Source organism: Streptomyces griseus subsp. griseus (assembly GCF_000720255.1).
Classification (GTDB): domain Bacteria; phylum Actinomycetota; class Actinomycetes; order Streptomycetales; family Streptomycetaceae; genus Streptomyces; species Streptomyces griseus_I.
This window is the reverse complement of the sequence record NZ_JOJE01000019.1, coordinates 18,849-42,507: the sequence shown is the minus strand read 5'-3', so window position 1 is coordinate 42,507 and position 23,659 is coordinate 18,849. Positions and strand designations below refer to the sequence as shown.

20 protein-coding genes are annotated in these 23,659 nt (G+C 70.0%); 8 read left to right on the top strand and 12 right to left on the bottom strand.

Features of this window, described 5'->3' with window-relative positions:
- Nucleotides 1-1,689: an allophanate hydrolase gene (locus tag IG99_RS24965; RefSeq protein WP_037677349.1), complete on the top strand. Its 1,689-nt coding sequence runs from the start codon at nucleotides 1-3 to the stop codon at nucleotides 1,687-1,689.
- 74 nt (nucleotides 1,690-1,763) lie between these two features.
- Nucleotides 1,764-2,465, top strand: a complete 702-nt coding sequence (locus IG99_RS24960; protein WP_037677348.1) for a TetR/AcrR family transcriptional regulator — start codon at nucleotides 1,764-1,766, stop codon at nucleotides 2,463-2,465.
- A 27-nt stretch (nucleotides 2,466-2,492) separates the two neighbouring features.
- Here IG99_RS24960 and IG99_RS24955 read toward each other — a convergent pair whose 3' ends face one another.
- Nucleotides 2,493-3,122, bottom strand: coding sequence for an HAD family hydrolase (locus IG99_RS24955; RefSeq protein ID WP_037677492.1), 630 nt, complete (start codon nucleotides 3,120-3,122; stop codon nucleotides 2,493-2,495).
- Between the two features lie 247 nt (nucleotides 3,123-3,369).
- Here IG99_RS24955 and IG99_RS24950 point away from each other — a divergent pair, with 247 nt between their 5' ends.
- From IG99_RS24950 to IG99_RS24940, 3 genes are all read left to right on the top strand, one after another.
- Nucleotides 3,370-4,056: a hypothetical protein gene (locus tag IG99_RS24950; RefSeq protein ID WP_107056019.1), complete on the top strand. Its 687-nt coding sequence runs from the start codon at nucleotides 3,370-3,372 to the stop codon at nucleotides 4,054-4,056.
- Between the two features lie 581 nt (nucleotides 4,057-4,637).
- Nucleotides 4,638-6,884: an RICIN domain-containing protein gene (locus tag IG99_RS24945; RefSeq protein ID WP_078947888.1), complete on the top strand. Its 2,247-nt coding sequence runs from the start codon at nucleotides 4,638-4,640 to the stop codon at nucleotides 6,882-6,884.
- A 232-nt stretch (nucleotides 6,885-7,116) separates the two neighbouring features.
- Nucleotides 7,117-8,079 carry an acyl-CoA--6-aminopenicillanic acid acyltransferase gene (locus tag IG99_RS24940; RefSeq protein WP_037677346.1) on the top strand — a complete coding sequence of 321 codons (963 nt, stop codon included), beginning with the start codon at nucleotides 7,117-7,119 and terminating at the stop codon, nucleotides 8,077-8,079.
- A gap of 45 nt (nucleotides 8,080-8,124) precedes the next feature.
- Here the strand turns inward: IG99_RS24940 and IG99_RS24935 are convergent, their stop codons facing one another.
- The 10 genes from IG99_RS24935 to IG99_RS24890 form a co-directional block, all read right to left on the bottom strand.
- Nucleotides 8,125-9,573 carry a xylulokinase gene (locus tag IG99_RS24935; protein WP_037677345.1) on the bottom strand — a complete coding sequence of 483 codons (1,449 nt, stop codon included), beginning with the start codon at nucleotides 9,571-9,573 and terminating at the stop codon, nucleotides 8,125-8,127.
- Between the two features lie 6 nt (nucleotides 9,574-9,579).
- Complete coding sequence (locus tag IG99_RS24930) at nucleotides 9,580-10,293, bottom strand: GntR family transcriptional regulator (protein ID WP_037677343.1); 714 nt, start codon at nucleotides 10,291-10,293, stop codon at nucleotides 9,580-9,582.
- Nucleotides 10,294-10,339: 46 nt separating this feature from the next.
- On the bottom strand, nucleotides 10,340-11,389 hold the full coding sequence (locus IG99_RS24925) for a hotdog family protein (protein ID WP_199815589.1): 1,050 nt from the start codon (nucleotides 11,387-11,389) through the stop codon (nucleotides 10,340-10,342).
- The gene (locus IG99_RS24920) at nucleotides 11,389-12,162 is read right to left on the bottom strand and encodes a cyclase family protein (RefSeq protein WP_051865856.1); all 774 of its coding nucleotides are present in this window, start codon (nucleotides 12,160-12,162) and stop codon (nucleotides 11,389-11,391) included. Before IG99_RS24920 ends, IG99_RS24925 begins: the two co-directional genes overlap by 1 nt.
- Before the next feature lie 100 nt (nucleotides 12,163-12,262).
- Nucleotides 12,263-13,279, bottom strand: a complete 1,017-nt coding sequence (locus IG99_RS24915; RefSeq protein WP_051865855.1) for an ABC transporter permease — start codon at nucleotides 13,277-13,279, stop codon at nucleotides 12,263-12,265.
- Entirely contained in the window at nucleotides 13,279-14,847 is a 1,569-nt protein-coding gene (locus IG99_RS24910) for an ATP-binding cassette domain-containing protein (RefSeq protein ID WP_037677342.1), read from the bottom strand. The genes IG99_RS24915 and IG99_RS24910 overlap by 1 nt, the downstream gene beginning before the upstream one ends.
- Nucleotides 14,848-14,853: 6 nt before the next feature.
- On the bottom strand, nucleotides 14,854-16,047 hold the full coding sequence (locus IG99_RS24905) for a sugar ABC transporter substrate-binding protein (protein WP_037677340.1): 1,194 nt from the start codon (nucleotides 16,045-16,047) through the stop codon (nucleotides 14,854-14,856).
- Nucleotides 16,048-16,074: 27 nt separating this feature from the next.
- Complete coding sequence (locus IG99_RS24900) at nucleotides 16,075-16,953, bottom strand: cyclase family protein (RefSeq protein WP_037677338.1); 879 nt, start codon at nucleotides 16,951-16,953, stop codon at nucleotides 16,075-16,077.
- Complete coding sequence (locus tag IG99_RS24895) at nucleotides 16,954-18,177, bottom strand: CaiB/BaiF CoA transferase family protein (RefSeq protein ID WP_051865853.1); 1,224 nt, start codon at nucleotides 18,175-18,177, stop codon at nucleotides 16,954-16,956.
- A 2-nt stretch (nucleotides 18,178-18,179) separates the two neighbouring features.
- Complete coding sequence (locus IG99_RS24890) at nucleotides 18,180-19,889, bottom strand: thiamine pyrophosphate-binding protein (protein ID WP_037677336.1); 1,710 nt, start codon at nucleotides 19,887-19,889, stop codon at nucleotides 18,180-18,182.
- Between the two features lie 354 nt (nucleotides 19,890-20,243).
- Between IG99_RS24890 and IG99_RS24885 the strand changes: the two genes are divergently transcribed.
- Nucleotides 20,244-21,233 carry an aldo/keto reductase gene (locus tag IG99_RS24885; protein WP_037677334.1) on the top strand — a complete coding sequence of 330 codons (990 nt, stop codon included), beginning with the start codon at nucleotides 20,244-20,246 and terminating at the stop codon, nucleotides 21,231-21,233.
- A gap of 263 nt (nucleotides 21,234-21,496) precedes the next feature.
- Here IG99_RS24885 and IG99_RS24880 read toward each other — a convergent pair whose 3' ends face one another.
- Entirely contained in the window at nucleotides 21,497-21,691 is a 195-nt protein-coding gene (locus IG99_RS24880) for an antitoxin (protein WP_037677333.1), read from the bottom strand.
- 150 nt (nucleotides 21,692-21,841) lie between these two features.
- Here IG99_RS24880 and IG99_RS24875 point away from each other — a divergent pair, with 150 nt between their 5' ends.
- Together IG99_RS24875 and IG99_RS24870 are read left to right on the top strand one after the other, a co-directional pair.
- Nucleotides 21,842-22,531, top strand: a complete 690-nt coding sequence (locus tag IG99_RS24875; RefSeq protein ID WP_051865852.1) for a TetR/AcrR family transcriptional regulator — start codon at nucleotides 21,842-21,844, stop codon at nucleotides 22,529-22,531.
- Nucleotides 22,528-23,604 (top strand): threonine aldolase family protein, encoded by a 1,077-nt coding sequence (locus IG99_RS24870; protein ID WP_037677330.1) that lies wholly within the window; start codon nucleotides 22,528-22,530, stop codon nucleotides 23,602-23,604. Before IG99_RS24875 ends, IG99_RS24870 begins: the two co-directional genes overlap by 4 nt.
- Nucleotides 23,605-23,659: the final 55 nt, after the last annotated feature.

The following is a 23,659-nucleotide window of genomic DNA, read 5'->3' as shown; positions in this document are numbered from 1 at the left end:
ATGACACCGGTCGAACGCGTCGAGGCCGCCTACGACCGCATCCGGTCGGCCGACCGGCCGGAGATCTGGATCCACCTGAGGCCCCGCGACGAGGTGCTCGCCGAAGCGGCCGGGATCGACCCGTCGCTGCCGCTCGCCGGCCTGGTGGCAGCCGTCAAGGACAACATCGACGTCGCCGGCCTGCCGACGACCGCGGGTGCGCCGACGTACGGCTACCGACCCGAGGCCGACGCGCCCGCGGTGGCACGGCTGCGTGCGGCCGGCGCCGTGGTGCTCGGCAAGACCAACCTGGACCAGTTCGCCACCGGCCTGGTCGGCACCCGCAGCCCCTACGGCGCGGTCCGCAACGCCTGGGACCCGGCCCGCATCTCCGGCGGCTCCTCCTCCGGCTCCGCCGTCGCGGTGGCCCTGGGCATGGCCGACATCGCACTCGGCACGGACACGGCCGGCTCCGGGCGGGTGCCCGCCGCCCTCAACGGCATCGTCGGGGTCAAGCCCACCAAGGGCCTGGTGCCGGTGACCGGGGTGGTCCCCGCCTGCTACACCCTCGACTGCGTCACCGTCTTCGCCCGCGACCTGCGCCTGGCCCGCGCCGCGGCGGAGATCATCGAGGGCCCCGACCCCGCCGACCCGCTCTCCCGTACCGGCACCCGGCTTCCACCGCCACCCGCACGCCCCAGGGTCGCCGTCCCCGGACCGCAGCACCTGGACGGCATGGCCGACGGCTGGCGCACCGCCTTCGACACGGCGGTCGCCCGCCTGGCGAGCACGGGCGTCGAGATCATCGAAACCGACATCACCCCGCTGCTCCAGGCCGCCGAACTCCTGTACGGCGGCGCGTTCGTCGCCGAGCGGTACGCGGCCGTGGGCGGGCACCTGGAAAAGCACCGTGACCAGATCGGCGCCGACCTCGACCCGACCGTCGCCTCCATCGTGCTGGCGGGCCGGGACAGGACCGCCGCCGACTGGGCCTCCGACACCGCCCGGCTCGCCGCCCTCGGCGCTGCCGGACGCGCGTTGCTCGACGGCTGCGCCGCACTCCTCACGCCGACCACCACCTGGCACCCCACCCTGGAGGAGGTGGCGGCCGACCCGGTCGGCGCCAACGCCCGCATGGGACGCTTCACCAACTTCGCCAACCTCCTGGACTGCGCCTCGCTCGCCGTCCCCGCCGGGTTCGTGGACGGCCTGCCGTTCGGCGTGATGTTCACCGGGCCGGCGTTCTCCGACCGCGCCCTGGCCGTCCTGGCCGAGCGCCTCGCCAACCCCGGTCTCGACCTCTTCGTGGTCGGTGCCCACCTCACCGGCCAACCGCTCAACGCCCAACTGGTGCAGGCGGGCGGCGCTCTGGTGGGCCCGGCACGCACCGCCTGCGGTTACCGGCTGCACGCCCTGGCCACCGAACCACCCAAGCCGGGCCTGGTCAGGACGGCCGCCCAGGCCGGGCCGGGCGGCGGTGAGGAAACCGGCGGCGACGGGGCAACAGGCATCGAAGGCGAAATCTGGCGGCTGCCGGCCGCGGGATTCGCGACCTTCACCGCCGCCGTTCCCGCACCGATGACCATCGGCACCGTGGAACTGGCCGACGGGCGACAGGTCAAAGGCTTCCTGGCGGAGCCGTACGCCATCGAGGGCGCCCCCGACATCACCCGCTTCGGCGGCTGGCGAACCTATCTGGCATCCCGGTGACAGGAGACGGCCGAGCGGACACCCTGGCGCCCGGTGCGGTCGGGTGCCCGCCGCCCGGGTGACAGGATGGGGGGATGACGACGACGCGTCCCCGCCAAGGCAGACCACGGCACACACCGCCGTCCGAGCCCGGCACCTCGGCCCGGGAACAGATCCTCGACGCCGCCGGGGCGCTCTTCGTCGAACGCGGGATCGCCGCCACCAGCACCAGGATGATCGCCGAACGCGTGGGCATCAGACAGGCCTCGCTCTACTACCACTTCGCCACCAAGGACGACATCCTCGCCGAGCTGCTGGCCACGTCGGTACGGCCGAGCCTGGAGATGATGGACCGGATCCAGGCGCTGGCGCCCGAGCAGACGAGCGCGGCCGCCGCTCTCTACGCGATGGCGGCGATGGACGTGAGTACGTTGTCCAGCACTCCGTACAACATCGGCACGCTGTATCTGCTGCCCGAAGTGCAGGCCGAACCGCTCGACACCTTCCGTCAGGAGCGCGGCCGGCTGCTGCACAGTTACGGCACTCTCGGCACCCTGGCAGCGACCGAGGGCGTGGCCCGCGGCCTTCCCGCCGAACGGCTAGGCGAGCTGCTCATCCAGCTGGTCGAGGTCGTCATCCAGATACGGCGTTCCCGTGCACCCGAAGCAGCCGACACCGACACCATCGCGTCCTCGTGCCTGAGACTGTGCGGACTCACCGAACCGGCGGTGACCGCCGCCCGCGAGGAGGCACGCACCCTGCTCAACCGCTTGGCGAGCATCGACCCCAACGATTGACGGGCTGCGCCGGAGCGGTGTGGCCCCTCATTGAGCCACCAGTCGGCTCAAAAAGGGAAGCACGCTTTGCAGATCGTCGTCGTCCACCGCGGCGGTGGCCGCCTCGCGCGCTCCCGCTGAGGCGTTGAACGCCACGCTCAAGCCGACGGATGCGAACAGCGGCAGGTCCGAGCGGCTGTCACCGACGGCCCCGCACGAATGGGGAGCCAGCGCCAGTTCTCGCGCCTGGGCGAGGGCGACATCTCGTTTGTCGTACTCGTCGAAGTGACGGGCGACCCGGCCCGTGAAGTGGCCGTCGGTGGTTTCCAGCCGAGGTCCGCTGAACGTGTGGAAGCCGAAGCGGTCAGTCAGGTAGCTGCCGACCGGCGACCAGGCGAGGGTTGCCAGCACGGGCACCAACCCGTTCTGCCGGCACCAGAGCACGGTCTCTGTGATGCCCGAGACCAAGGGAAGCCCGTCGAGCCAGCCACAGACCTGGTCTTCGGGAACCCCCGCCCAACCCGCGGCATCCAGCTCGGAGACCTGCCGATTGTCCAGGGCACCAGAGGCGTAGGCGTCCTCGGCCTTGGCCAACTCGTCCCGATGGCCAAGGAAGCCCGCCAGAAAGACCGACGAACTCGTACCTGGGACGAGGGTGCCGTCGACATCGAAGAACACGGCGCCCACATGATCGGATGACACCACAGGCCAAGGATGCCACTGCTTGTTCGCGGAATTCCTCCCCGCCTGCACGACGGCTCGTGGGCCTCTGAAGGCCGATGAACCGGTCGAAGCGTCAGCTGCTCGACCACTTCCTGTGTCACGACCCGGCAACGACCCAGTGTTCCCGGCAACCGCAGATTGGCCAGAAATCGTTTGTGCCTGCGACAGTCACCCGCCCTTTCCACTCGCAGACAGGATCACCGTGGCAACCTCCATGAAGTCCGACCGGCACAGACCCGGCACCGTTCTCCGTACGGCTGTGATCAGCGCCTCCGCTGCCGCCCTCGCGGTGGTGCTCACTGCCTGCAACGGAGACGGAACTTCGACGACAGCCCCAGCCGGCGGGAAGACCGCGACGGCAAAGCCGAGTGGCAGCGGCGCTGGGACCGGCTCCCCGACGGCCGATGCCAAGCCCGCGGGCAAGCCCACCACGGACACGGGCGGCGGCGGATCGCCGTATCCCTCAGCCCCGCAGCCGGTCTCGTCGGCACCGGCGCCGGTCCAGCCGACCGCCTCCGGCGGCACGGACGGTGACGACGGCTGCGACCACAAGATGCCCATCTCGCCCGACGAGGTGGCGGTCTACCGCTACACCCCCGAAGGGGGCTCCCTGAGTCTCATCGTCAAACACGGCAACTGGGGCTGCGCCCCCGCGGACTCCGACGGCGCACCCTTCGAGACGGTGGGCAAGGAGACGTACATTCCCATGGACCAGGCGGCCTACGTCACCGTTACCAACCCCATTGTGGAGAGCACCGAGAACCAGCACATCGGTGTCCAGGACTTCCTCGACTGGCTGGAAGCCAATCCGAACAGCGGACTGGTGTTCCAGTACCACTTGGGCGCCGACGGGACGATCGACCGTCTGGACGAGGAGTTCACCCCCTGAGGACCACGGCCGCGATCGGTTCTCCTGCTCGCGGCCGGCTGCCAACACCCGATCGAGACTCCCGTTCGACGCACCTCGGTCGGTGCAGGAGCCGCACCGGACTCCTCAAGACCGGAAGGGCAGCAACTTCTGATCGGTCCTCAAGGATGCGTTACGCGCCGGCACCCGGGTGCCCCCGGGCCCGAACGCCCTGAACGCCGGGGAAGGGGCCGCACGACGAACCGTGTCGAAACCCTTGACGGCCTTCCTCTGACTGCGTAGACATGACTGCGCGGTCATACCCCATCGCAGCGCGATCCGGAACCGCGAGACGCAAAGCCCCGAAAGAACGCGAAGACCGCGAGAACCGCGAGAACCGCACCCGCCACTCCAGTACGAACACCGGACCTCGTGTTCCGACCTCCCCACCCACAGATGAGGTCGAACGACTTCGCCACCGTCTGGTGGCGAAGGGCCGTCCGGACGACGGCGGCCCCACCTCCCGGCCGAACCCGCCCATGCGACGACGCGAGCACCGGTGCCCCCGCAGACCGCGATCGCGCGGTCCGCCAGGCCTCGGCCCAACCGTGAGCAGGACGAGAATGCAAGCAAGAAGCAGACTGAGAAAATTCGGTGCGGCGCTGGCCGGCGTCTGTGCCGTCATCGTGTCGCTCCTGGCGGCGCCGCCGGCCGGCGCGTATTCCCCCACTCCTGGGACCATCTACCAGCTGCCCTCGGGCCAGGCGTGCCTGAAGGGCCGGGGAAACTGCGCCATCTACCCGAAGGCAGCGCAGCTGACGAACGGACAGCTGGTCGCCTCGTTCGAGCAGGCGACGGTCCCTTCGTCCGGGTCGGCGGCCGGTGAAACGCTGCCGGTCTACCGCAGCAGCGACGACGGCACCAGCTGGCAGCTGGTCTCGCAGGTCCAGGCCCCCGCCTACCTTTCGAGCGACCCGCAGTACGCGAAGTACACCAGCGCCTGGACAAACCCCTACCTGTACGTCCTGCCCCAGTCCGTCGGCTCGCTGTCGGCAGGCACGCTGGTCATGGCCGCGGTGGTGTCCGGCGACGACTACTACTACCTCGAGCACAAGGCGGCCGACCCCAACTGGACGCCCACCGGTGACGGCGACCGCAAGGACATGGCGATCGCGCTCTACGCCAGCACCGACCAGGGCACCACGTGGAGCTTCGTCAACATCATCACCGGCGGCGGCTGGCAGGGAGGCAGCGCGGGCAACCTCGGCACCAACATCTCGAACGCCAACACCAACCGCCAGGTCGACCCGGTCTGGGAGCCGTACCTGATGGTCTACAACGGCCAGCTCGTGGCGTACTACTCCGACGAGAACGACTTCACGGCGTACGACAGCGGCACCGGCGCGCTGACCACGGATCCCGCCAACAGCACGGCCACGGACTCGCAAGGGCAGATCCTCGCCCACCGGACCTGGAACGGGTCCAGCTCGGGCTGGAGCAGCCCCGTGGTGGACGTGACGGGGACGACCGTCAACATGGGCGGCACCAAGACGGAGATCGGCGGCGGACGGCCGGGCATGGCCAACGTCGTTCAGACCTCCGACGGCAAATGGATGCTGACCTACGAGTACTGGGGCGGCGGCGACAACGTCCGCTACAAGCTGGCTGCCGACCCGCTGCACTTCTACTCCGTGGGCGGCACCAGCGGGACCGGAGTCTCGACCCTCCCCGTCACCGCCGGCTCCGGCGCCGCGGCGCAGGGCGGCAGCCCCGTCATCATCCGCCTGCCCGACGGCCGCCTGCTCTACAACGCCGCCGGAAGCGGCAGCGTCTGGATGAACTCGACCGGAAAGAGCACCGGAACCTGGACCCAGTACCAGACCACCGTCCCCGGCGCCTACAGCCGCAACCTCACCTACGACTCCACCACCGGCCGCGTCGTGATCCTGGCGAACCAGGGCACCTCGACGATCATCAACGCCGACATCGACTTCGGTCACTCGCAGGGCCCCCTCTACCAGATCGTCAACAAGCTGACCGGCCAGGTCATCGGCACCCACAACAACACCACCGACGCGAACATCGGCAACAGCGACACCCCCGACGTCCGCCTCGAGAACGCCGGTTCGGCGTCCAACGCCGAGACCCAGTACTGGCACATCACCACCAAGTCGAACGGCGTCACCCTGCTCAACGAGTCGGGCGGCCGGGCCGCGGAGATCTGGGGCAACAACCCGGTCGCGGGCGCGCAGATCGGCCAGTGGGTCGACAACACCGGCACAGCCCTGTGGACCATGGTCCAGCTCGCGAACGGCAACGTCCAGTTCCGGTCCACGGGCAACACGAGCCTGTACCTGACCGGCGCCTCGGCCGGCGCGAACCTGACCCTGCAGACCGCCACGACCAACGGCTCCCAGGAATGGCAGCTCGTGGCCGCAGGCGGCGGCGCCATCGCCGGCAACGCGCGCAGCCTGACCAACGTCAACACCGGCACGTGCCTGGACGACTACAACGGCAACAAGGCCAACGGCGCGAGCGTGGACCTGTGGTCGTGCACCGGCAGCACGCTGCAGCAATTCACCGTCACCAGCGTCGGCAACGGCCAGTACACGCTCAAGAACGTCAACTCGGGCACCTGCCTGGACGACTACCAGTCCGGCACCGCCAACGGATCGACGGCCGACCTGTGGGCCTGCAACGGCGTCACGAACCAGAACTGGTCCTTCATCCCGGTCAACGGAGGCAACTACGTGATCGTGAACCAGGCTTCGGGGCTGTGCCTCGACGACCCCGGCTTCAACAAGACCAACGGCGTCCTCGTCGACCTGTGGACCTGCGACGGCGGCCGCAACCAGCAGTGGCACTTCTAGCCTGACCCCGTGACGTGCCGCCCGGCTCGGCAGAGCCGGGCGGCACCGGCGTCCCCACACCATAGGACCAGGTGAGCGGCCAGGACGTATGGCGTTGCTCGTCGGTACCCGGCACAGCCGTCCGCCGGACCGCGTGCAGAGACGGCCGCGTCATGCGTGATGTGGTGAATTGCCTGCGAAATTAGCTAAGTTGCCATCACCTTCGCCCGACATCCGCAAGGGAGCGGCAGCCATGAGCCAACAACAGAAGACCTTCCGCGCCATCGAGGTCGGCGACGGAAGTGACGGGCGATGGGCCACCCATACACAGGCTCTGTGGCCGCTCGCGGAGCGGTGGATGACCGAGGAGAGCCGGACCGTGGAGGGCGCGGACCGCGCTCGGAGGCTGTTCGAGGCGCACATGCCGGAGCTGGTGCCAGTGCTCGACCGCCTCGCCGGTCAGCTCGACCGGCCCGGAGGGAAGACATTCCTCACCCTCGCGACCCTGCGACCGTTCTTCTCGGGCTGCACCCAGATCGGCGGCAGGGGCACCCTGCTGCGCAACTACGACTTCAGCCCCGATGACTGCGAGGGCACCATTGTCTCCTCCCACTTCCTCCGACCGGTGATCGGAATGCAGGATGCCGCGTGGGGCTTGCTGGACGGGATGAACGACGCCGGGCTCGCGGTCTCACTCACCTTCGGTGGGCGATTCGTCCACGGCCCGGGCTTCGCCATCCTCATCGTCCTGCGCTACCTGCTGGAGACGTGCGACACCGTTGACGAGGCAGTCGGCAAGCTGAAGTCCATACCGATCGCGATCCCGCAGAACGTCACCCTCGTCGATCCCGAGCAGGCACTGACCGTGTTCGTGGGGCCGGACATCTCACTGACCGAGGCCCCGGACGCCTGCGCTGCCAACCATCAGCACATGCCGGTGCCTGACGAGCAGGAGCAGTTCTCCCGGACCCAGGAGCGATTGAGCGCCATCCGCGCAGCCGGCACGGACGTGGCGGCGCTGCTGAAGCCGCCGCTGTATCAATCCGCATACGACGAGGGGCTGGGAACCGTGTACACCGCCCATTACCGGCCCGCCGAGGGCCGTGTGACCTACTACTGGCCTTGCGAGTCCTGGGAACAGTCCTTCGACGACTTCGCTCCGGGCTCCCGCACCGTGACCATCGGCCAAGCAACGGAGAACTCCGTCCGGCCTTGAGCCGGCAATGCACTGCTCTACCGCGGGTTCAGCCACCGAACCCGTTCAGTCCTTCGCCCGCAGCCACTGCTCGTAGAGCTGGTCGTAGCGGGTCGCGATCGAGGTCCGGGGAGTGTACACGTGCACCCGGGGTGTCATGTGCGCCTGGGCTGCCGAGAGGCTGCTCTCCAGTCCCTCGGCGACCAGTGCCAGCAGGGCCGCGCCATGCAGGGTGGCGTCCGCTTCGGTGCTGACGTGTATGGGCCGGCCCAGTACGTCGGCGCGCAGTTGGGCCAGTGCCGGTGAGCGTGACGGTCCGCCGGTCAGTACGACGGGGGTGTCGGGGGCGTCGTCGTCGATGAGGGTGTCCACGGCTTGGCGTACCACGTAGGAGGCCGCTTCCTGGACGGCGTGCAGGACATGGACGGGGGAGTGGTGTTCGTCCAGGCCCCAGAGCTTGCCCCGCTCGTCCGGGTTCCAGCCGGGGAAGCGGCTGCCCGTGAGCAGGGGCGACATGGACAGTCCTTCGCTGCCCGGCGGGATGTCGCGGAGCGTCGGCTCCAGCTTTCGCAGAGCGTCGGCGGGATCGCCGAGGCTCAGCAGACGCGTCCAGTGGGCCAGCGCTCCGCCCGTCATCCCGGTCGCACCGCCGCAGGTCCACAGGTCCGGTACGAGGTAGGGGTTGAGCACCGCCGCCGCGGGACGTTCGTCGGGGGAGGTGATCACGCGCGTCAGGACGTCGGTCGTGCCGGCCACGTCCACGACGGTGCCGGCCGCGCAGCCCACCACGGCGGCGGCGCCGACCGTGCCGTCGGGTCCGCCGGCGGCCACCGGCAGGCCGGGAGGGAGGCCGGTCATGCCGGCGGCGGCCGGGGTGACGGCACCGACGACGTCGGTCGCGGCGTGCTGCGGAGGGAAGTGTCGCGGGCCCTTTCCCCCGAGGGCGAGCAGCGCGGGGTCCCAGGCCCGACGGGTGACGTCACTGCCGAGCGTGTACGCCGCACTGGTCACGTCGGTGGCGGCCTCGCCAGTGAGACGCAGCACCAGGAAGTCCTTGGGGGCGAGGACCCACCTGGTCCGCTCGTGCAGGGTGGGCTCCCGCTCCCTCATCCAGTGCAGCAGGGGCACCGCACCGCCCGTCACGGCGGGACGGCCGGCCACGCGAAGGGCGGTGGCCGGGTCGGGCCACTCGTCCGCGACCTCGCGGACACCGCGGGAGTCGGCCCATCCGCCGGCCATGCCGAGTGGGCGGCTCCGCTCGTCGACCAGGACCTGGCCCACATGTCCCGCGATGGCGAGACAGCGCAGGCGTGCGTGCGGTGCGTCGACCGAGAGCCGGCGCAGCACCTGCCGGAGCCCGTCCCACAGGTGCTCGGCGTCGAAGGTCTCGGTGCCTTCGTCAGGACTCCGCTCCCGACGGGCCTCCAGCAGCCGTTGTCCGCCCGCAGTCACCAAGGCGGCTCGGATGGCCGAGGTGCCGACGTCGACGGCACACACGACATCGTCGCCCGCCATCGTGCGTCACCTCTCAAGCCTGATGAACAGGGGGTATTCGGGACGGGTCCAGCTCCGCGCGAACTCCACCGGCCCCGTCCCGTCGCTGTGGGTGAGCCGCGTGATGGTGATCAGCGGGGTCCCCGGCTGCACCTGGAGCAGCGCGGCCTGCTCGGCGCTGGCCGCGGCCGCCGACACCTCCTGCTCGGCCCACGTCAGACTGATGCCGAAGTGATCCACGAGGGTCCGGTACAGGGAACCGCCCAGCAACTCCTCCTGGGCGAGCGCGGGAGCGAGCCCGTAGGGGATCCAGGAATCCTGGATGGCGGCCGGCCGGCCGTCCACGTCGCGCACCCGCAGCAGCCGGATGACCTTCTGCCGGGGTTTGATGCCGAGCCGGTCGCTGACGTGCTCGGGTGGCTCGGCGACCTGCTGGACGTGGACACGGGTGGCGATGGCGGTGTCCCCGCGACCGATGTCCTCATGGAAGGGCCCGAGGGTGTGGACCTTGCGGTAGGTGGCGTGATGGTCGGCCACGAAGGTGCCGGCGCCACGACGGCGGAGCAGTCGCCGTTCGTCGGTGAGCCGGCCCACCGCCTGACGTACCGTCATCCTGCTCACGCCGTAGTGCTCCGCGATCTCTCCCTCGGACGGCAGCCGGTCACCCGGCCTGAGGGTGCCGCGGGAGATCTGCTGGTCGAGATCGCGGTAGATCACCTCGTACATGGGCAGTCGCGCCATACAGTGCCTCCTTCATCGGGTGTGTCAGATATGTCGGATGTATCGGCTATGAGAATCCTTTGGAGGGCAGAATGCCATGCACGGGCCGGTCGGTTGACACCTCGCCATGGGCCCAGCCGACGGCGGCCAGGCTCTCGTCGCCGCGGCGCACCCACACATCCAGACCGACGCCCGTCCGGGAGCCGGCACGCTCCACGTCACGCACCGCGCCGGCGGCTTCGATGCGGTCGAAGGCGCTCACCGGACGCAGGAACTTCACCCGCAGCCATCCAGTGATGAACCACTCGGCTCCGAAGGCGCGGGTGAGCAACTCGGCGAGGTGACAGACGAGTTGCTGCCCCTGGACGATCGGTACCGCAAGGCCTCCGGCGCGCGCGGCGGCGAGGTTGTTGTGGATGTTGGTGACGAACTCGCCGGTCCGGGAGAACACGGCCATCTGCTCGAACGTGATCTCCTTGGACAGCGGCGCAAGGCCCATCCCGGGCACCGCCCCGCCGCCCAGACTCTCCGCGAGCGGCAGGGAGGTGTCGTACGCGTCGCTGACACGGCGGCCGGGAGCACGGCCCGCCGAGCCCCGCCCGGCCACCTCTCCCGGCGTGGTCCGCATGATCTCCACTCCCCGGTGACGGACCAGGGTGCGTCCGTCCTCGTCCCGGGCGTCGGCCTCCATGACGACGTAGCCCTGCCCCCGGCGCTCGTACTTGTCCACGTAGCGGCCGGCCAGCCGTACCCGCTGTCCCACCAGGACGGGCCGGTCGAACCAGAGCTCCTCCTCCGTGTGCAGCCCCACCACCTGACTGGCGGCGAACCTCAGGGTGAACAGTTGCAGCAGATCGTTGGCGAGCAGTCCGGCGTGGCCGATGCGCGGGCCGTCGGGCCCGGCGCGCAGGTACCAGTCGCCGTGGTCGTCCTGGGTGAAGGCGAACCGCTTGACCTTCAGGTCGTCCACCAGCAGATCGACCGGGCCGAACTCCTCGGGAACGACGATGCTGTCGAACACCGGCGGCTTCAGGCCCGCTTCGAGATCCTTCTCGTGGGCGGCGCGGGAGGGGTCGGTGAGGTTGCGGCCGAGGACCGCCGTCCGGTGCACGGTCATCACTGTCCTCCGTCCACGACGGCCACCGCGCGCAGTGGGGAGCCGGTGCCGTGCGCGATGCGCAGCGGGAACGCCAGGAAGAAGCACAACGGTGGCAGCCGGTCGAGGTTGGCCAGGTTTTCGATGATGAGCACGCCCGCGGACAACAGGACGTAGTGCGCCGGCAGTTCGCCACGGCCGCCGTCGCCGCTGTCGAGGCTGACGCAGTCGGTCCCCACCGCCCGCACGGTCCGCTCCCGCAGCAGCTCCGCCGTCTCGCGCGCGATGCCCGGCCAGCCGTCCAGATGGGCGAAGCCCGCCTCGTGCAGGCCCCAACGGGTGTGTGCCCACTGGAAATTCATCAGCACCACGTCCCCGGAGCGCAGCGAGCCGTGGCGTTCCTCCCAGTCGAGCAGGGTCCGGGGTCCGACCATCTCGTCGGGTGCGGGCGGCGGATCCACCGTGACGGTCGCACAGCGGCCGGTGAGCGCGGTGAGCGGGAGCTCGTCGACGCTCATGTCGGCGTGCGGTCCCCGGACGGGGAAGTGGCAGGGGCTGTCGACGTGGGTGCCGGTGTGCTCACCGAGCACGAGTTGGTTCATGCGGGCGACGTCACCCATGGCCAGCCATCGGTTCTGGAAGTACTTGGCGTGCGTGGGGTAGGTGGGCATGCCCTCTTCCAGGGTGCGGCTGAGGTCCACCAGGCGGGCGCCGGCGAGCAGCTCATCCAGTGCCCGGGCGGTCGTCGGGGTCCGCCCCGTCGTCGGTGTCCGCCCCGTCGTCGGTGTCCGCATCCCGTCCTCCTTGTCGAGGTACGTCGTTCGTCGTACGTCGGACGCTGAGTGGGTGGGCCGGTGCCCGGGCGCCCAACGAGGGCGCGGGCACTCGGCCGTGTCATCCGGTCCGCACCTGGCGGGTCTCCTGACGCGCGACCAGGACGGCGATGATCAGCACGCTTCCGTTGAAGATGGGCTGCACCCAGAACGGCACGCCCAGCAGGCTCAGTCCGTTGAATCCGATGGCCAGCAGGATGATCGCGACCAGGGCGCCCAGGACGTTGTAGTAACCGGGCCGGTAGGTGGCCACGCCGAGGAACGCCGCGGCATAGGCGGGCAGCAGCAGTTCGGGACCGTAACCGGGGTTCGCCGATCCCGCTTGAGCGAGGGCGAAGTTGGACGCGATGCCCACGATCAGCCCGGAGGCGGCGAACGCGGTCATCCGCATGCGGTTGGTCCGGACGCCTGCGAGGTAGGCCACGCGCTCGGAGCCGCCGATGGCGTACCAGAAGCGGCCCTGCGGGGTGTGCTCCAGTACGTAGAAGAGGATGACGGCGAGCAGGAGGGTCAGCCACACCGCCAGCGACAGACCCAGGAAGTCGTCGGCCGCCAAGGAGGTCAGCGAGGACGGGATGTTCTCGAAGATGACCTTGCCATTGCTGATTCCCTGCGTGGCGCCGCTGAGCAGGATGCCGACACCGAGAGTGGCGATGAACGAACTGATCTTGAAGTAGACCGTCAGCATCCCGTTGGCCAGGCCGACGAGCAGACCGACGACCGGACCCGCGGCCATGACGAGCACCGGATTACTGGTGTGCTGGGCCACGACGGCTTCGAGCATCACCAGGAAACCGATGAGATATCCGACGGACAGGTCGAACTCACCGATGATCAGGGGCATCAGGACGGCCAGGGTCATGGTCGCCGTGACGGCCTGTACGAGCGCCACGTTCTGAAGGTTGTCGGCTGTCAGGAACCGGTCGGAGGCGAGGGTGAAGGCAACGATGAGCAGGGCGAGGAGCACCAGGGTCTCGTAACCGCTCACCCAGGAGAGCATCCGGCCGGGGGAAAATCGTTCCCGCGCGGAGCGGGCCGACGCCGGTGCGTCGAGGTGGGACACGGTCTTGTCGCTCATCACATCGCCTTCGTCATGAGGTTCTCGGCAGTCATGGCACGAGCGGAGATCTCCTCGGTGACGCGCCCCTGGCGCAGCACCAGGACCCGGTCGCACAGGCCCGCCATCTGCTCGGGTTCGGTGGAGGTCAGCAGGACGGCCACCCCGCTGGCTCCGGCGTCGCGGATGGCGTCGAACATCACCTCGCGAGCGGCCGGGTCGACGCCGTAGGTGGGGTCGGCGAGGACGAGGACGCGTGGACGCATGCGCAGGAGCCGGCCCAGAATGACCTTCTGCTGGTTGCCGCCGGAGAGGCGGCCGAAGACGGTGGCCGGGTCGGTGGGCCGCACGTCGAGGTAGGAGATGACCCGCCGGATCGCCGTGCGCATCTGGGCCCGCCGGTGCCAGAACCTGCGTGCCTCGGGCAGGATCACGTTCTCGGTGACGGGCAGGGTGTGGAAGCCGCCCTCGCGGAGCCTGTCCGCGGGCAGAAGCACCAGTCCGTGGTGGATGGCCACCCGCGGCGGCAGCGCGCCGGGCAGACGCTGTCCGGCGACTTCGATGGCGCCGCCGCGGCGCTGTTCGGCCCCGGTGAGCAGGCGCGGCAACTCCTCGAGGCCGCTGCCGCGCACACCGATGACACCGACGACCTCGCCGGGCGCGACGTCCAGGTCGAGTCCTTCGACGTCGTGCCCGCGCAGGTCCCGCACCCGCAGCACCGGGCCGGCCGCCGACTGCGTCGGCGGAGCGCCGTCGCGGCCGCCGGCCGCGCGCTCCCACAGCGCGGTGATCCCGGTCGCGTGCCGTCCGGATTCCGCCTGTGCCCCGCCGCTCGTCGCCGCAGCCGTACGGGACGCGGGGGCGGTGCCCCGCATGACCCGTACGATCTCGGAGCGCTCCACCTTGCTCACCGGCCCCTCGATCACCAGTTGGCCGGCGTCCAGGACGCTGACCCGGTCGGCGTACGCGAGTTCGGCCAGCCGGTGGGTGACGGCCAGGACCGGCAGGCCGCGGTCGGCGATACCGCGGACGTGCCGGAGGAACGGCGTCGCCTCGGCCTCCGGCAGCGCCGCCGTGGCCTCGTCCAGGACCAGCAGCCGCAGGTTCTCGCCCGCGGTGCGTACGGCGAGTTCGACGGTGAGCATCGCCCGTTCGGCACCGGTGAGGCGCCCGGCCAGCTCTCGGCTGCGCCGTTCGATCGACAGGTCGTCGAGCAGCCGTTGCGTGTCGGTGCGGAGCCTGCGCCAGGCGATCCGCCCGAGCGTCCCGCGCGGATAACCGGCGAACAGCGCCACGTTCTCGGCGATCGACAGCCGGTCCACCAGCGGGGCCTCCTGGTGGACCACCCGCACCCCGGCCGCCGCGGCGGCGGCCGGGCTCCATCCGGCGGTGACGTCCCGTTCGTCGATCAGGATCTGCCCGTCGTCGGGTACGTACACCCCCGTCATGGTGCGCACCAGCGTGGACTTGCCGCTGCCGTTGGCCCCCAGCAGGGCGTGGATCTCGCCGTCCTCGACGGTCAGGGAGACCTCACGCAGTGCCGCGAACGTCCCGAACCGCTTGGTGACGCCGTACAGGGCAGCAGTCATCGGACCTCACTTCCACAGCCCGTCGAACGTGGCGGGGTAGTCGAAGGAGGCGTGCCAGTCGGAGCCGGCCTCGGGCACGTTGGTCTCGTCCAGCACGACGTAGGGCAGGTTCTCGCCGCGCGGGTCGGCCAGCGGCTTCTTGGACAGCAGCCGGGCGGTCTGGTCGAGCATGGCGTAGCCCATGTACAGGTTGTCGTAGGCGGCGTCGGCGACCTGGACCTGCCCCTTGCGCACGAAGTTCAGGTTCTCCTGGCTGCCGAGCACGCTGATCAGGCGGACCTTGTCGCCCAGGCCGGCCTGGGCGATCGCCGGCACGACCGCTGCCGCCGCCGGGTCGTACGGGATGAACACGTAGTCCACGTCAGGGTTCGAACGCAGGTAGCTGACGACCGACTGCGGCAGCACCTGGGCCACCTGGTTGCCGGTGAAGTACCGCAGCGGTTGCACCGTGCAGTCCTTGCACTTGTCCAGCCCGGCCAGCAGGCCCTTCTGCAGGGCCAGCACGGACGGGAACTCCTTGTCGGAGTAGACGACGATGTTGGCCTTGCCCTTGGAGTCGGCCTGCACCCAGTCCGCGGCCTTCTGCCCGAGGGCGGCGTAGTCGGGGGCCACGTCGAAGGCGTAACCGAGGTTGTTGCCGGTCGGCTTGATGGTCGGGTTGGGCGAGTCGAGACCGTTGGATCCGGCACCCACCGGCACGTTCGCCCGCTGTGCCGCCCTCAGTCCGTCCTGCACAGCGTTCGGGTCGATGGCGATGTTGAGGATGATGTCGGCGCCCCAGGAAAGGGCGTTGAGCATCTGGGCGTTCTGCTTGTCCGGCGTACCACCGCCGTCGAAGACCCTGACCTGCCAGCCGAGCGCCTTCGCCGCCTGCTCGGCACCCGTGGCGGGCGATACGCAGCCGCTGAGGATGCTCAGGCAGGTGATGGCGGCGACCTTCACGTTCTCGGGGGCGGTGACCGGTGTGGTCGGGCCCTCGTATTTCTGCGGTGATTCGGTGGTCGCCGAGCGATGCAGGTCGTCCCACTGGTCGTCGGGCAGACCACGGACGGCGGCTGCGTTCTGCGCGTCGGAACCGCCATGGGAGGCGTTGTGGGCGTCGGAACCGGCACCGGCGCAGGCGGTACCCACGGCGAGAACCGCGGCGACGGGAAGAGCGAGGAGGGAGCGGTGGAGGCGGCGTCCGCGTGTTGTGTACATGTTTTCTCCTACGACGGACAGGGCGGATCAGGCGACGGCGACGGGCCGCACGGGCGAGCCGGTCGCCCCGGTGATGGGGAGAGGAAGGCAGATCAGCAGGAACTCGTGGACCGCCGCGGCGGCGAGTTCCTCCAGGTAGACCCACTCCAGTAGCGGGACACCGAGGTCGCGGATCAGCAGGCGGTGCACCGGCTGGGGCTCGCCGTCGACGCCGGAGGGATGGACCTCGACGGCGGCGGTGTCGCTGCCGACGGCGGCCGGCCGGTACTGGGCCAGCAGACGCGCCCCCTCCAGATCGAGCCCGGCTCCCTGGACCGCGCTCATCGCCTCGACGTCCGGCCAGTGCCTCATGGTTCCGGTGCGCAGCAGGACGACGTCGCCCTCACCGAGGTTCACGTCCTGCCGCGCCAGGGCCAGGGAGATCAGATCGGCGCCGACGGGCTGGTGCGGTTTGAGCGTCTCGTGCCCCAGCGCACCGGGCGCGTCCACGAGGACTCCCCTGCGCATCAGGGGCGGCAGTGTCGACGCGTCGTGCGTGAGGGGGCCGTAGTCGCCGAGATGCTCGTGCGCGGAGTAGCCGCCGTACCATTCGTCGTTCTCGCCCGACGTGATGTGCGCCAGGGCGTCGATGTGCGTGCCGGAGTGGGCGCAGAAGGAGAGGATCTCGGAGACGAAGCCGAACCGGGAGGCGTTGTCCCCGAGCCACTCCAGGTCTCCCCGAGATCCCTGGGCGCGTTCGCCCGCCGGCGTCCTGAAGGTCAGGACCTGGAACGGCGGATGACCGGGGGCCAGCGGCATCCCGGGCCACCACCCCGAGGACAGGTCGAACACCCGGCCCGCACCCGCCAGGGCCAGGGCGGAGGGATCCAGACGCAGGTCGGTGGGACGGTGCGCCGGTACGTTCACTCAGATCACCCCCAGCGACTTCAGGCGGGCGATCTCCTCCGGGGAACGGCCCAGCAGCCGCCCGTAGACGTGGTCGTTGTCCTCGCCCACCAGCGGCGGTGCCTTGCGCACCGCACCGGGAGAGGCGTTCATCTTGATGGGGATGCCGGGCAGACGCAGCGCGCCCAGGACGGGATGCTCGACGTCGAGCATCATGTCCCGCGCCTTGATCTGCTCCGATTCGACGACGTCGGGGATCTCGCTGACCTTCCCGAACGGGATTCCGGCCGCCTCCAGGACGTGCGCGATCTCGTCGCAGGGACGGCTCTTGGTCCAGGCGGCGACGGCGTCCTCCAACTCCTCGATGTTCGCCATACGGCCCGGAACCGAGGAGAACCTCTCGTCCTCGGCCAGGTCCTGGCGCCCGATCGCCCGGCACAGCCGAGGGAAGAGCGGATCTGTCCCGGCGTGGATGTAGACGTAGCCGTCGGCGGAGGGGAAGACGTTGGCCGGGCCGGTGAGCAGATCGCGTGAACCGTTGCGCCGCGGATGCTGACCCAGCATGGCGTAGGCGCTGGGCCGGGTGCCCAGGGAGGCGAACAGCGCGTCCAGGGAGGCCACGTCGACGTGCTGGCCCTCTCCCGTGCGCTCCCGGTGGAGCAGGGCGAGCATCGCGCCCATGGCGCCGTGGAATCCGGCGATGTGGTCGGCGATGTACGTGCCCGTCAGGGTGGGCTCGCCGTCCGGCGGACCGGTGAGGCTCATCAGCCCGGACGTCGCCTGGGCGACGGCGTCGAAGAGGGCGCGCCGCGCGAGGGGGCCGGTCTGTCCGAAGCCGGAGATCGAGACCAGGATGATCCCGGGACGGATCTCCGCCAGCCGCTGGTAGGGCAGGCCCATCGCCTCCATCGTCCCGGGGCGGTAGTTCTCGACCACGATGTCGCTGCGTCGTACGAGGTCCTCCAGCAGCGCCCGGGCCTCGGGGCGCCGGGTGTCGAGCGTGGCTCCGTACTTGTTGCGGTTGTAGACCATCGTGTAGACGCTGTGCCGCCGGTGGAACGGCGCGTGCTTGCGGGCGTCCTCGCCGCTGGGCCGCTCCACCTTGATCACCTCGGCGCCCATGTCGCCGAGGATCTGGCAGCACAGCGGGCCGGCGATGAACCGCGACAGGTCCAGTACACGAATGCCGTCCAGCGCTCCGAGGGTGTCGGCGGCGGGTGCGGCGGGTGCGGCGGCATCGGTCATGATCAGCCCTCCTCCGGTTCGTAGGGGCGGAAGGCGGGATAGGTCCAGGCGTTCACGCTCGGGTCGATGGGGACGTCGAAGAGAGCGGGCGAGAACCCTTCGAGGGTTTCCCCGACCCGCTTGGAGAGCTCGTCCAGGCTGGTGGTCCGCTCGGCCGGCAGGCCCATGCCACGGGCGACGCGGGCGTAGTCGGACGGCCCGAAGTCCACGCCGATGGTCCGGCCGTCGTAGTGGACGATCTGTTCCTGGCGGATGTTGCCGTAGCCGGCGTCGTCGAGCACGACGACCGCGACCGGGCCACCGACCCGCGCCAGCGTCTCGAGCTCGGCCAGACTCATGCCGAGTGAACCGTCCCCCACCAGGGCCAGCACGGGGCGCTCGGGGTCGGCCACCGCGGCGGCGACGGCGGCGGGGACGGCGAAGCCCATGTTCCCGAAGCCCACCGGCTTGATGTAGGTGCCCGGCCGCCGGATCTGCCACAAGTACGACCACACCCCCGGGTTCCCCGCGTCCGGGATGAGCAGCGTCTCGTCGGGAGCGGCGGTGCGCAGCCGCCGTACGACCTCGGCGGGTGACGGGCCGTCCGTTCCGACGGCCGCTTCCGTGCCGTCCGGTTCCTGCCACCACAGTTCCTCGGCCCGCTGCAGCTCGGTGATCCAGGAGGAGCGGCGCGCCGAGAGCGCGTCGGCACGCTCGGCCAGCAGACCGCGCAGTTCCTCCAGCGTGGCCCGGGCGTCCGCAACGACCCCGGTCGTCCTACGGCCGTAGTAACGGCCCAGCATGGCCGGATCGACGTCGATCTGGATCACATGCGGCAGATCCATTCGCCACCGGCTGGTCGAGACGGCGTTGAGGCTGTTGCCCACGGCCAGCACCAGGTCCGCGTCCGCCATGACCCGGCTGGAGAGCCGGGTGCCCATCCGGCTCAAGGCTCCGAAGACGAGGGGATGTGTGGTCGGCACGGTGCCGATGCCGTTGAACGTCGTGATCACCGGTATGCGCAGTGACTCGGCCAGCGCCAGAGCGGCCTCGCCCGCGCCGGAACGGTTGCAGCCATTGCCCAGCCACAGCACCGGCCGCTCGGCCTGTTCGAGCCGTGCGGCGACATCGGCCAACGCGCGGACGTCGGCGCGAGGACGCTGGACGACCCACCGGCACATCGGGTGTTCCGCCGCGGGCACGCGGGCGTCCGCGTCGGACACGGACCCCTCGATGGTGTCGCGGGCGAAGTCCAGATGGGCCGGCCCGGGGTTGCCGGACATCGCGTTCAGATACGCCTCTTCCACGGCCTGGCGCAGCGCGCCGGGATGGGCGACCAGGCGGCTGTATTTGGTCAGCGGGCGGAAGAGCTCGACGTGGTCGGCGTTCTGCGCGTCGTCCCGGTGGATGTTCTCACCCGCGTTGTTGCAGGTCAGAACGAGCACCGGGCTGGAGTCCCGGATCGCCCCGCCGATCCCGGTGAGCAGGTTGGTGGCCCCCGGCCCGGTCGTCGCCAGGCAGACGCCCGGAGTCCCGGTCAGCCGGCCGTACGCGTCCGCCATGACGGCTGCGGCGTTCTCATGGCGCGCGGTGATGAACTCGATCACCGGAGAGGCGAGCACCGCGTCCGTGATGGCGAGCGTCTGACCACCGGGCACTCCGAAGATCTTCCGGATGCCCAAGGACTCCAGCATCCGCACGACCAGCTCTCCGCCGGTCACTGACCGAGACATGCCCGCCACCTTCACTTTGTGCCCGTTATGTCCTAAATAATCTAGATGTCTAGATGTTTCCTCTTGTCCTGCTTCAAAACATGGATGTCTGGAAAAATCTTGTTCAGGCGCCCGGTCGAGGATCGGCGGGGGGGCTGACGGTGCCCGCCGCGCTGCCGTGCAAGGAGCCGGTGTGGGGCGACTTGCGCTGGAGTGCGCTCAAGGTCGTAGCGTCGCAGTCAGCGTGGCGTACGAAGCTCGTGTCGCCCGGTGTTCCTCACGGGATGCCGGGCGGTGGAATCCGTCGTCAGGTGGATGAGGGGCTTCGTGCCGTCCGAACGACGAACGAGTTGCAGGGAAAGGCAGGGACTCGGCATGCAGAAGCGCAGTCTGCGGGACCTCCAGGTATCGGCCATCGGCCTGGGGTGCATGGGCATGTCCGCCTTCTACGGATCCGCCGATCAGGAAGAGGGGATCGCGACCATCCAGCGAGCCCTCGACCTGGGAATGAACTTCCTCGACACCGCGCAGATGTACGGGCCGCTCACCAACGAGTCGCTCGTCGGCGAGGCGATCCGGGGGCGTCGCGACGAGTACGTGGTCGCGACGAAGTTCAACTACCGGATGGACCACGCCGTACCCGGTGACATCACGACGGTCGGCCCGCAGGACGGCTCGGCCGAGCACGTGCGCAGTTCGGTCGGCGGCTCCCTGAAGCGTCTGGGGACCGACCACATCGACCTGTACTACCAGCACCGGGTCGACCCGGACGTGCCCATCGAGGAGACGGTTGGCGCGCTGGGCGAGCTGGTCGCCGAGGGCAAGGTGCGGTACATCGGGCTGAGCGAGGCGAGCGCGGAGACGATCCGGCGCGCCCACGCCGTGCACCCGATCACCGCAGTGCAGAGCGAGTACTCGTTGTGGTCACGGGACGTCGAGGCCGAGGTGCTGCCCGCATGCCGGGAGCTGGGCATCGGTTTCGTTCCGTACTCGCCGCTCGGCCGCGGTTTCCTCGCCGGGCGGTTCACCTCGCCGGACGAGCTGGACACGAACGACTGGCGCCGCGAGAACCCGCGCTTCCAGGACGCCAACCTGGAGGCGAACCTGCGCCTGGCGGCGAAGGTGAAGGAGATCGCTGCCGAGAAGGAGGTGACCCCGGCCCAGCTGGCCATCGCCTGGGTGCTGGCCCAGGGCGAGGACCTCGTGCCGATCCCGGGCACCAAGCGCCGCACCTACCTGGAACAGAATGCCGGCGCGGTCGACATCGCGCTGACCGAGGACGACCTGGCCCGCATCGACGCGGAGCTGCCCGAGGCGGCGGGGGAGCGGTATGACGAGGCGGGGATGCGGGCTGTCAATCGCTAGCGCTGTGTGCGCACAGGCGCCGCACGAGGCAAACCCGTACGACCGGGAGTTCGGGGGTATCGGCGTTGAGGAGTGCCTGCCGGCCGTGTTGTGGAACGGCACGGTCGGCCTGGCCCCTTTCGGGCACGGCCTGCCCCTGAGTCGGTCGTGTGGACGGCCTTGAGAACAGACCGCTACCGAACACGCCCGCGGATCGAGAAACCCACCCTCGGCATACTGGCCCCCGGCGTGTTGCACCGGGGGCCAGTATGCCGATGTGGGGGTCAGCGTTCCGTCGTGCCGTCGCTTCCGTAGGAGCGGCGCACGGCGTCGGCGCCCTTGTCGGTCTGGGCGTCGTACCTGTTGCCCGTCCGCTCATCGACCATCCGCTCGGCGGCCGCAACAGCCTTGTCGGCCTGGTCCGGGTGGCCCTTCGCCATCTCCTTTACCTTGTTCGCCATATCTCCGAGCTTGCCCATGGCTACCTCCCGCGATCGCGCGTGCGTCGTACTCAGCCGCAGGTACCCTCCTTGCCCCGCCCCTCACCCCCACGCAGCTCGACGTCTGTCGAATGTGCCCGAATGGGGCTCACCTGGACATGCGATACGTTGTACCGTACGCTGACTCGCATGCCTCGGCACTCTCCTTCACTGGACCGCGCGACCCCGGACCGGATCGCCGACGCCGCCCTGCTCCTGATCGACGAGGGCGGCCCCGAAGCTCTGACGTTCCGGGCGCTGGCGTCGCGACTGGAGATCTCCCTCGCTTCGCTCCAGCGCCGCTGCACGGACCTGGCCGGACTACTGGACCTGTGCGTCGACCACCTGGCCTCCCAACTGCCCGAAACCGAACCGGACGCCGACTGGGCCACGGCCACGGAAACCCGGTTCACCGCGCTCTACCGGCTGCTGGTGGCACATCCGGGACTGCTCGCCCTGCGCGGGACGCGTCCCTGGCTCGGCCCTCACCTGCTGGCCCGCCTGGTCGAGCCGCAGCTCGCCCACAGCCTCACGGCCGGACTGACTCCCGAGGAGGCGATCACCGCGTACCGGCGGATGTACCTGCTCACCCTCGGCAGCGCCGGCTTCGTCGACCACCGCGACGCCAGGGCCGCCCAGGCGGCCACACGGACCGCGCTGGCCGCACTAGACCCGGAGGAGTTCCCGGTGCTGAGCGGCAACCTGGCCGCGATCGTGCCCGCCGTCACCGACCACGAGGTCTACCACGGCGCGCTGCGCCAGCTCATCCACGCGGCGGCGCCGGCAGGGAAGAACGACCGGAACAACCCGTCCAAGACCGACAAGGACCGCCGACCATGAGCACCCCCGCCCCCGCCCCCGCCCCCATCCCCGTCCCCGCATCACGCGTCTTCAGCAGCGACAACACCGCCGGTACCTCGCCGGAGATCACCGAAGCGGTGACCCGGGCGGTCTCCGGCCCGGCCCCGCCCTACGGAGCGGACGACGGCACGGCGACGGTCAGGCGCCGACTGAGCGAGATGTTCGAGCGTGACGTCGACGTCCTGCTGGTCTCCACCGGCACCGCCGCGAACGCCCTGAGCCTCGCCGCGCTGACCCCGCCCTGGGGCAGCGTGCTGTGCCACCGCGACAGTCACATCAACAACGACGAGTGCGGCGCCCCCGAGTTCTACACGGCGGGCGCGAAGCTGGTGCCGCTCGGCGGGGACGACGCCAAGATCGACCCGGAGGAGCTGCGGGCCGCCGCACGCCACAAGGCCGGGGACGTGCACAGCGTCGAGCCCTCCGTGGTGAGCTTCACCCAGGCCACCGAGACCGGATCCGTCTACACGCTCGACGAGATCCGCACTCTCGGGTCGATCGCCGCCGAGGCGGGCCTGCGTCTGCACATGGACGGCGCGCGTTTCGCCGGAGCCGTGGCCTCCCTCGGCTGCACTCCCGCCGAGCTGACCTGGCGGGCCAGCGTCGACCTGCTGTCCTTCGGAGCCACCAAGAACGGCACGATGACCGCCGACGCGATCGTCGTCTTCGACCGCTCGCTCACCGCCGAACTCGCCTTCCGCGCCAAGCGCGCCGGCCAGCTCACGTCCAAAATGCGCTTCCAGGCGGCCCAGTTGGACGCCTACCTCAGCGACGGTCTGTGGCTGCGCAACGCGGCCCGCGCCAACGCCATGGCCGCCCGCCTCCAGGAGGGCCTGAAGGCGATACCCGGGGTGGGTCTGCTCGGCGCCGCCGACGCCAACATCCTCTTCTGCCGCCTGCCCCAGGAGATCACCGAAGGCCTGCTGGCCGAGGGCTACGCCTTCTACCACGACCGCTGGGAGCCCGGCGTCGTCCGCTTCGTGACGTCCTTCGCCACCACAGAACAGGACGTGGACGACCTGGTCCAGGCCGCCACCCGCCTGGCCTCCTGACGGACATGGCGATCGCGCGGGCCGTCCGGACACCGGCTCGATCGTCTTCCACCGC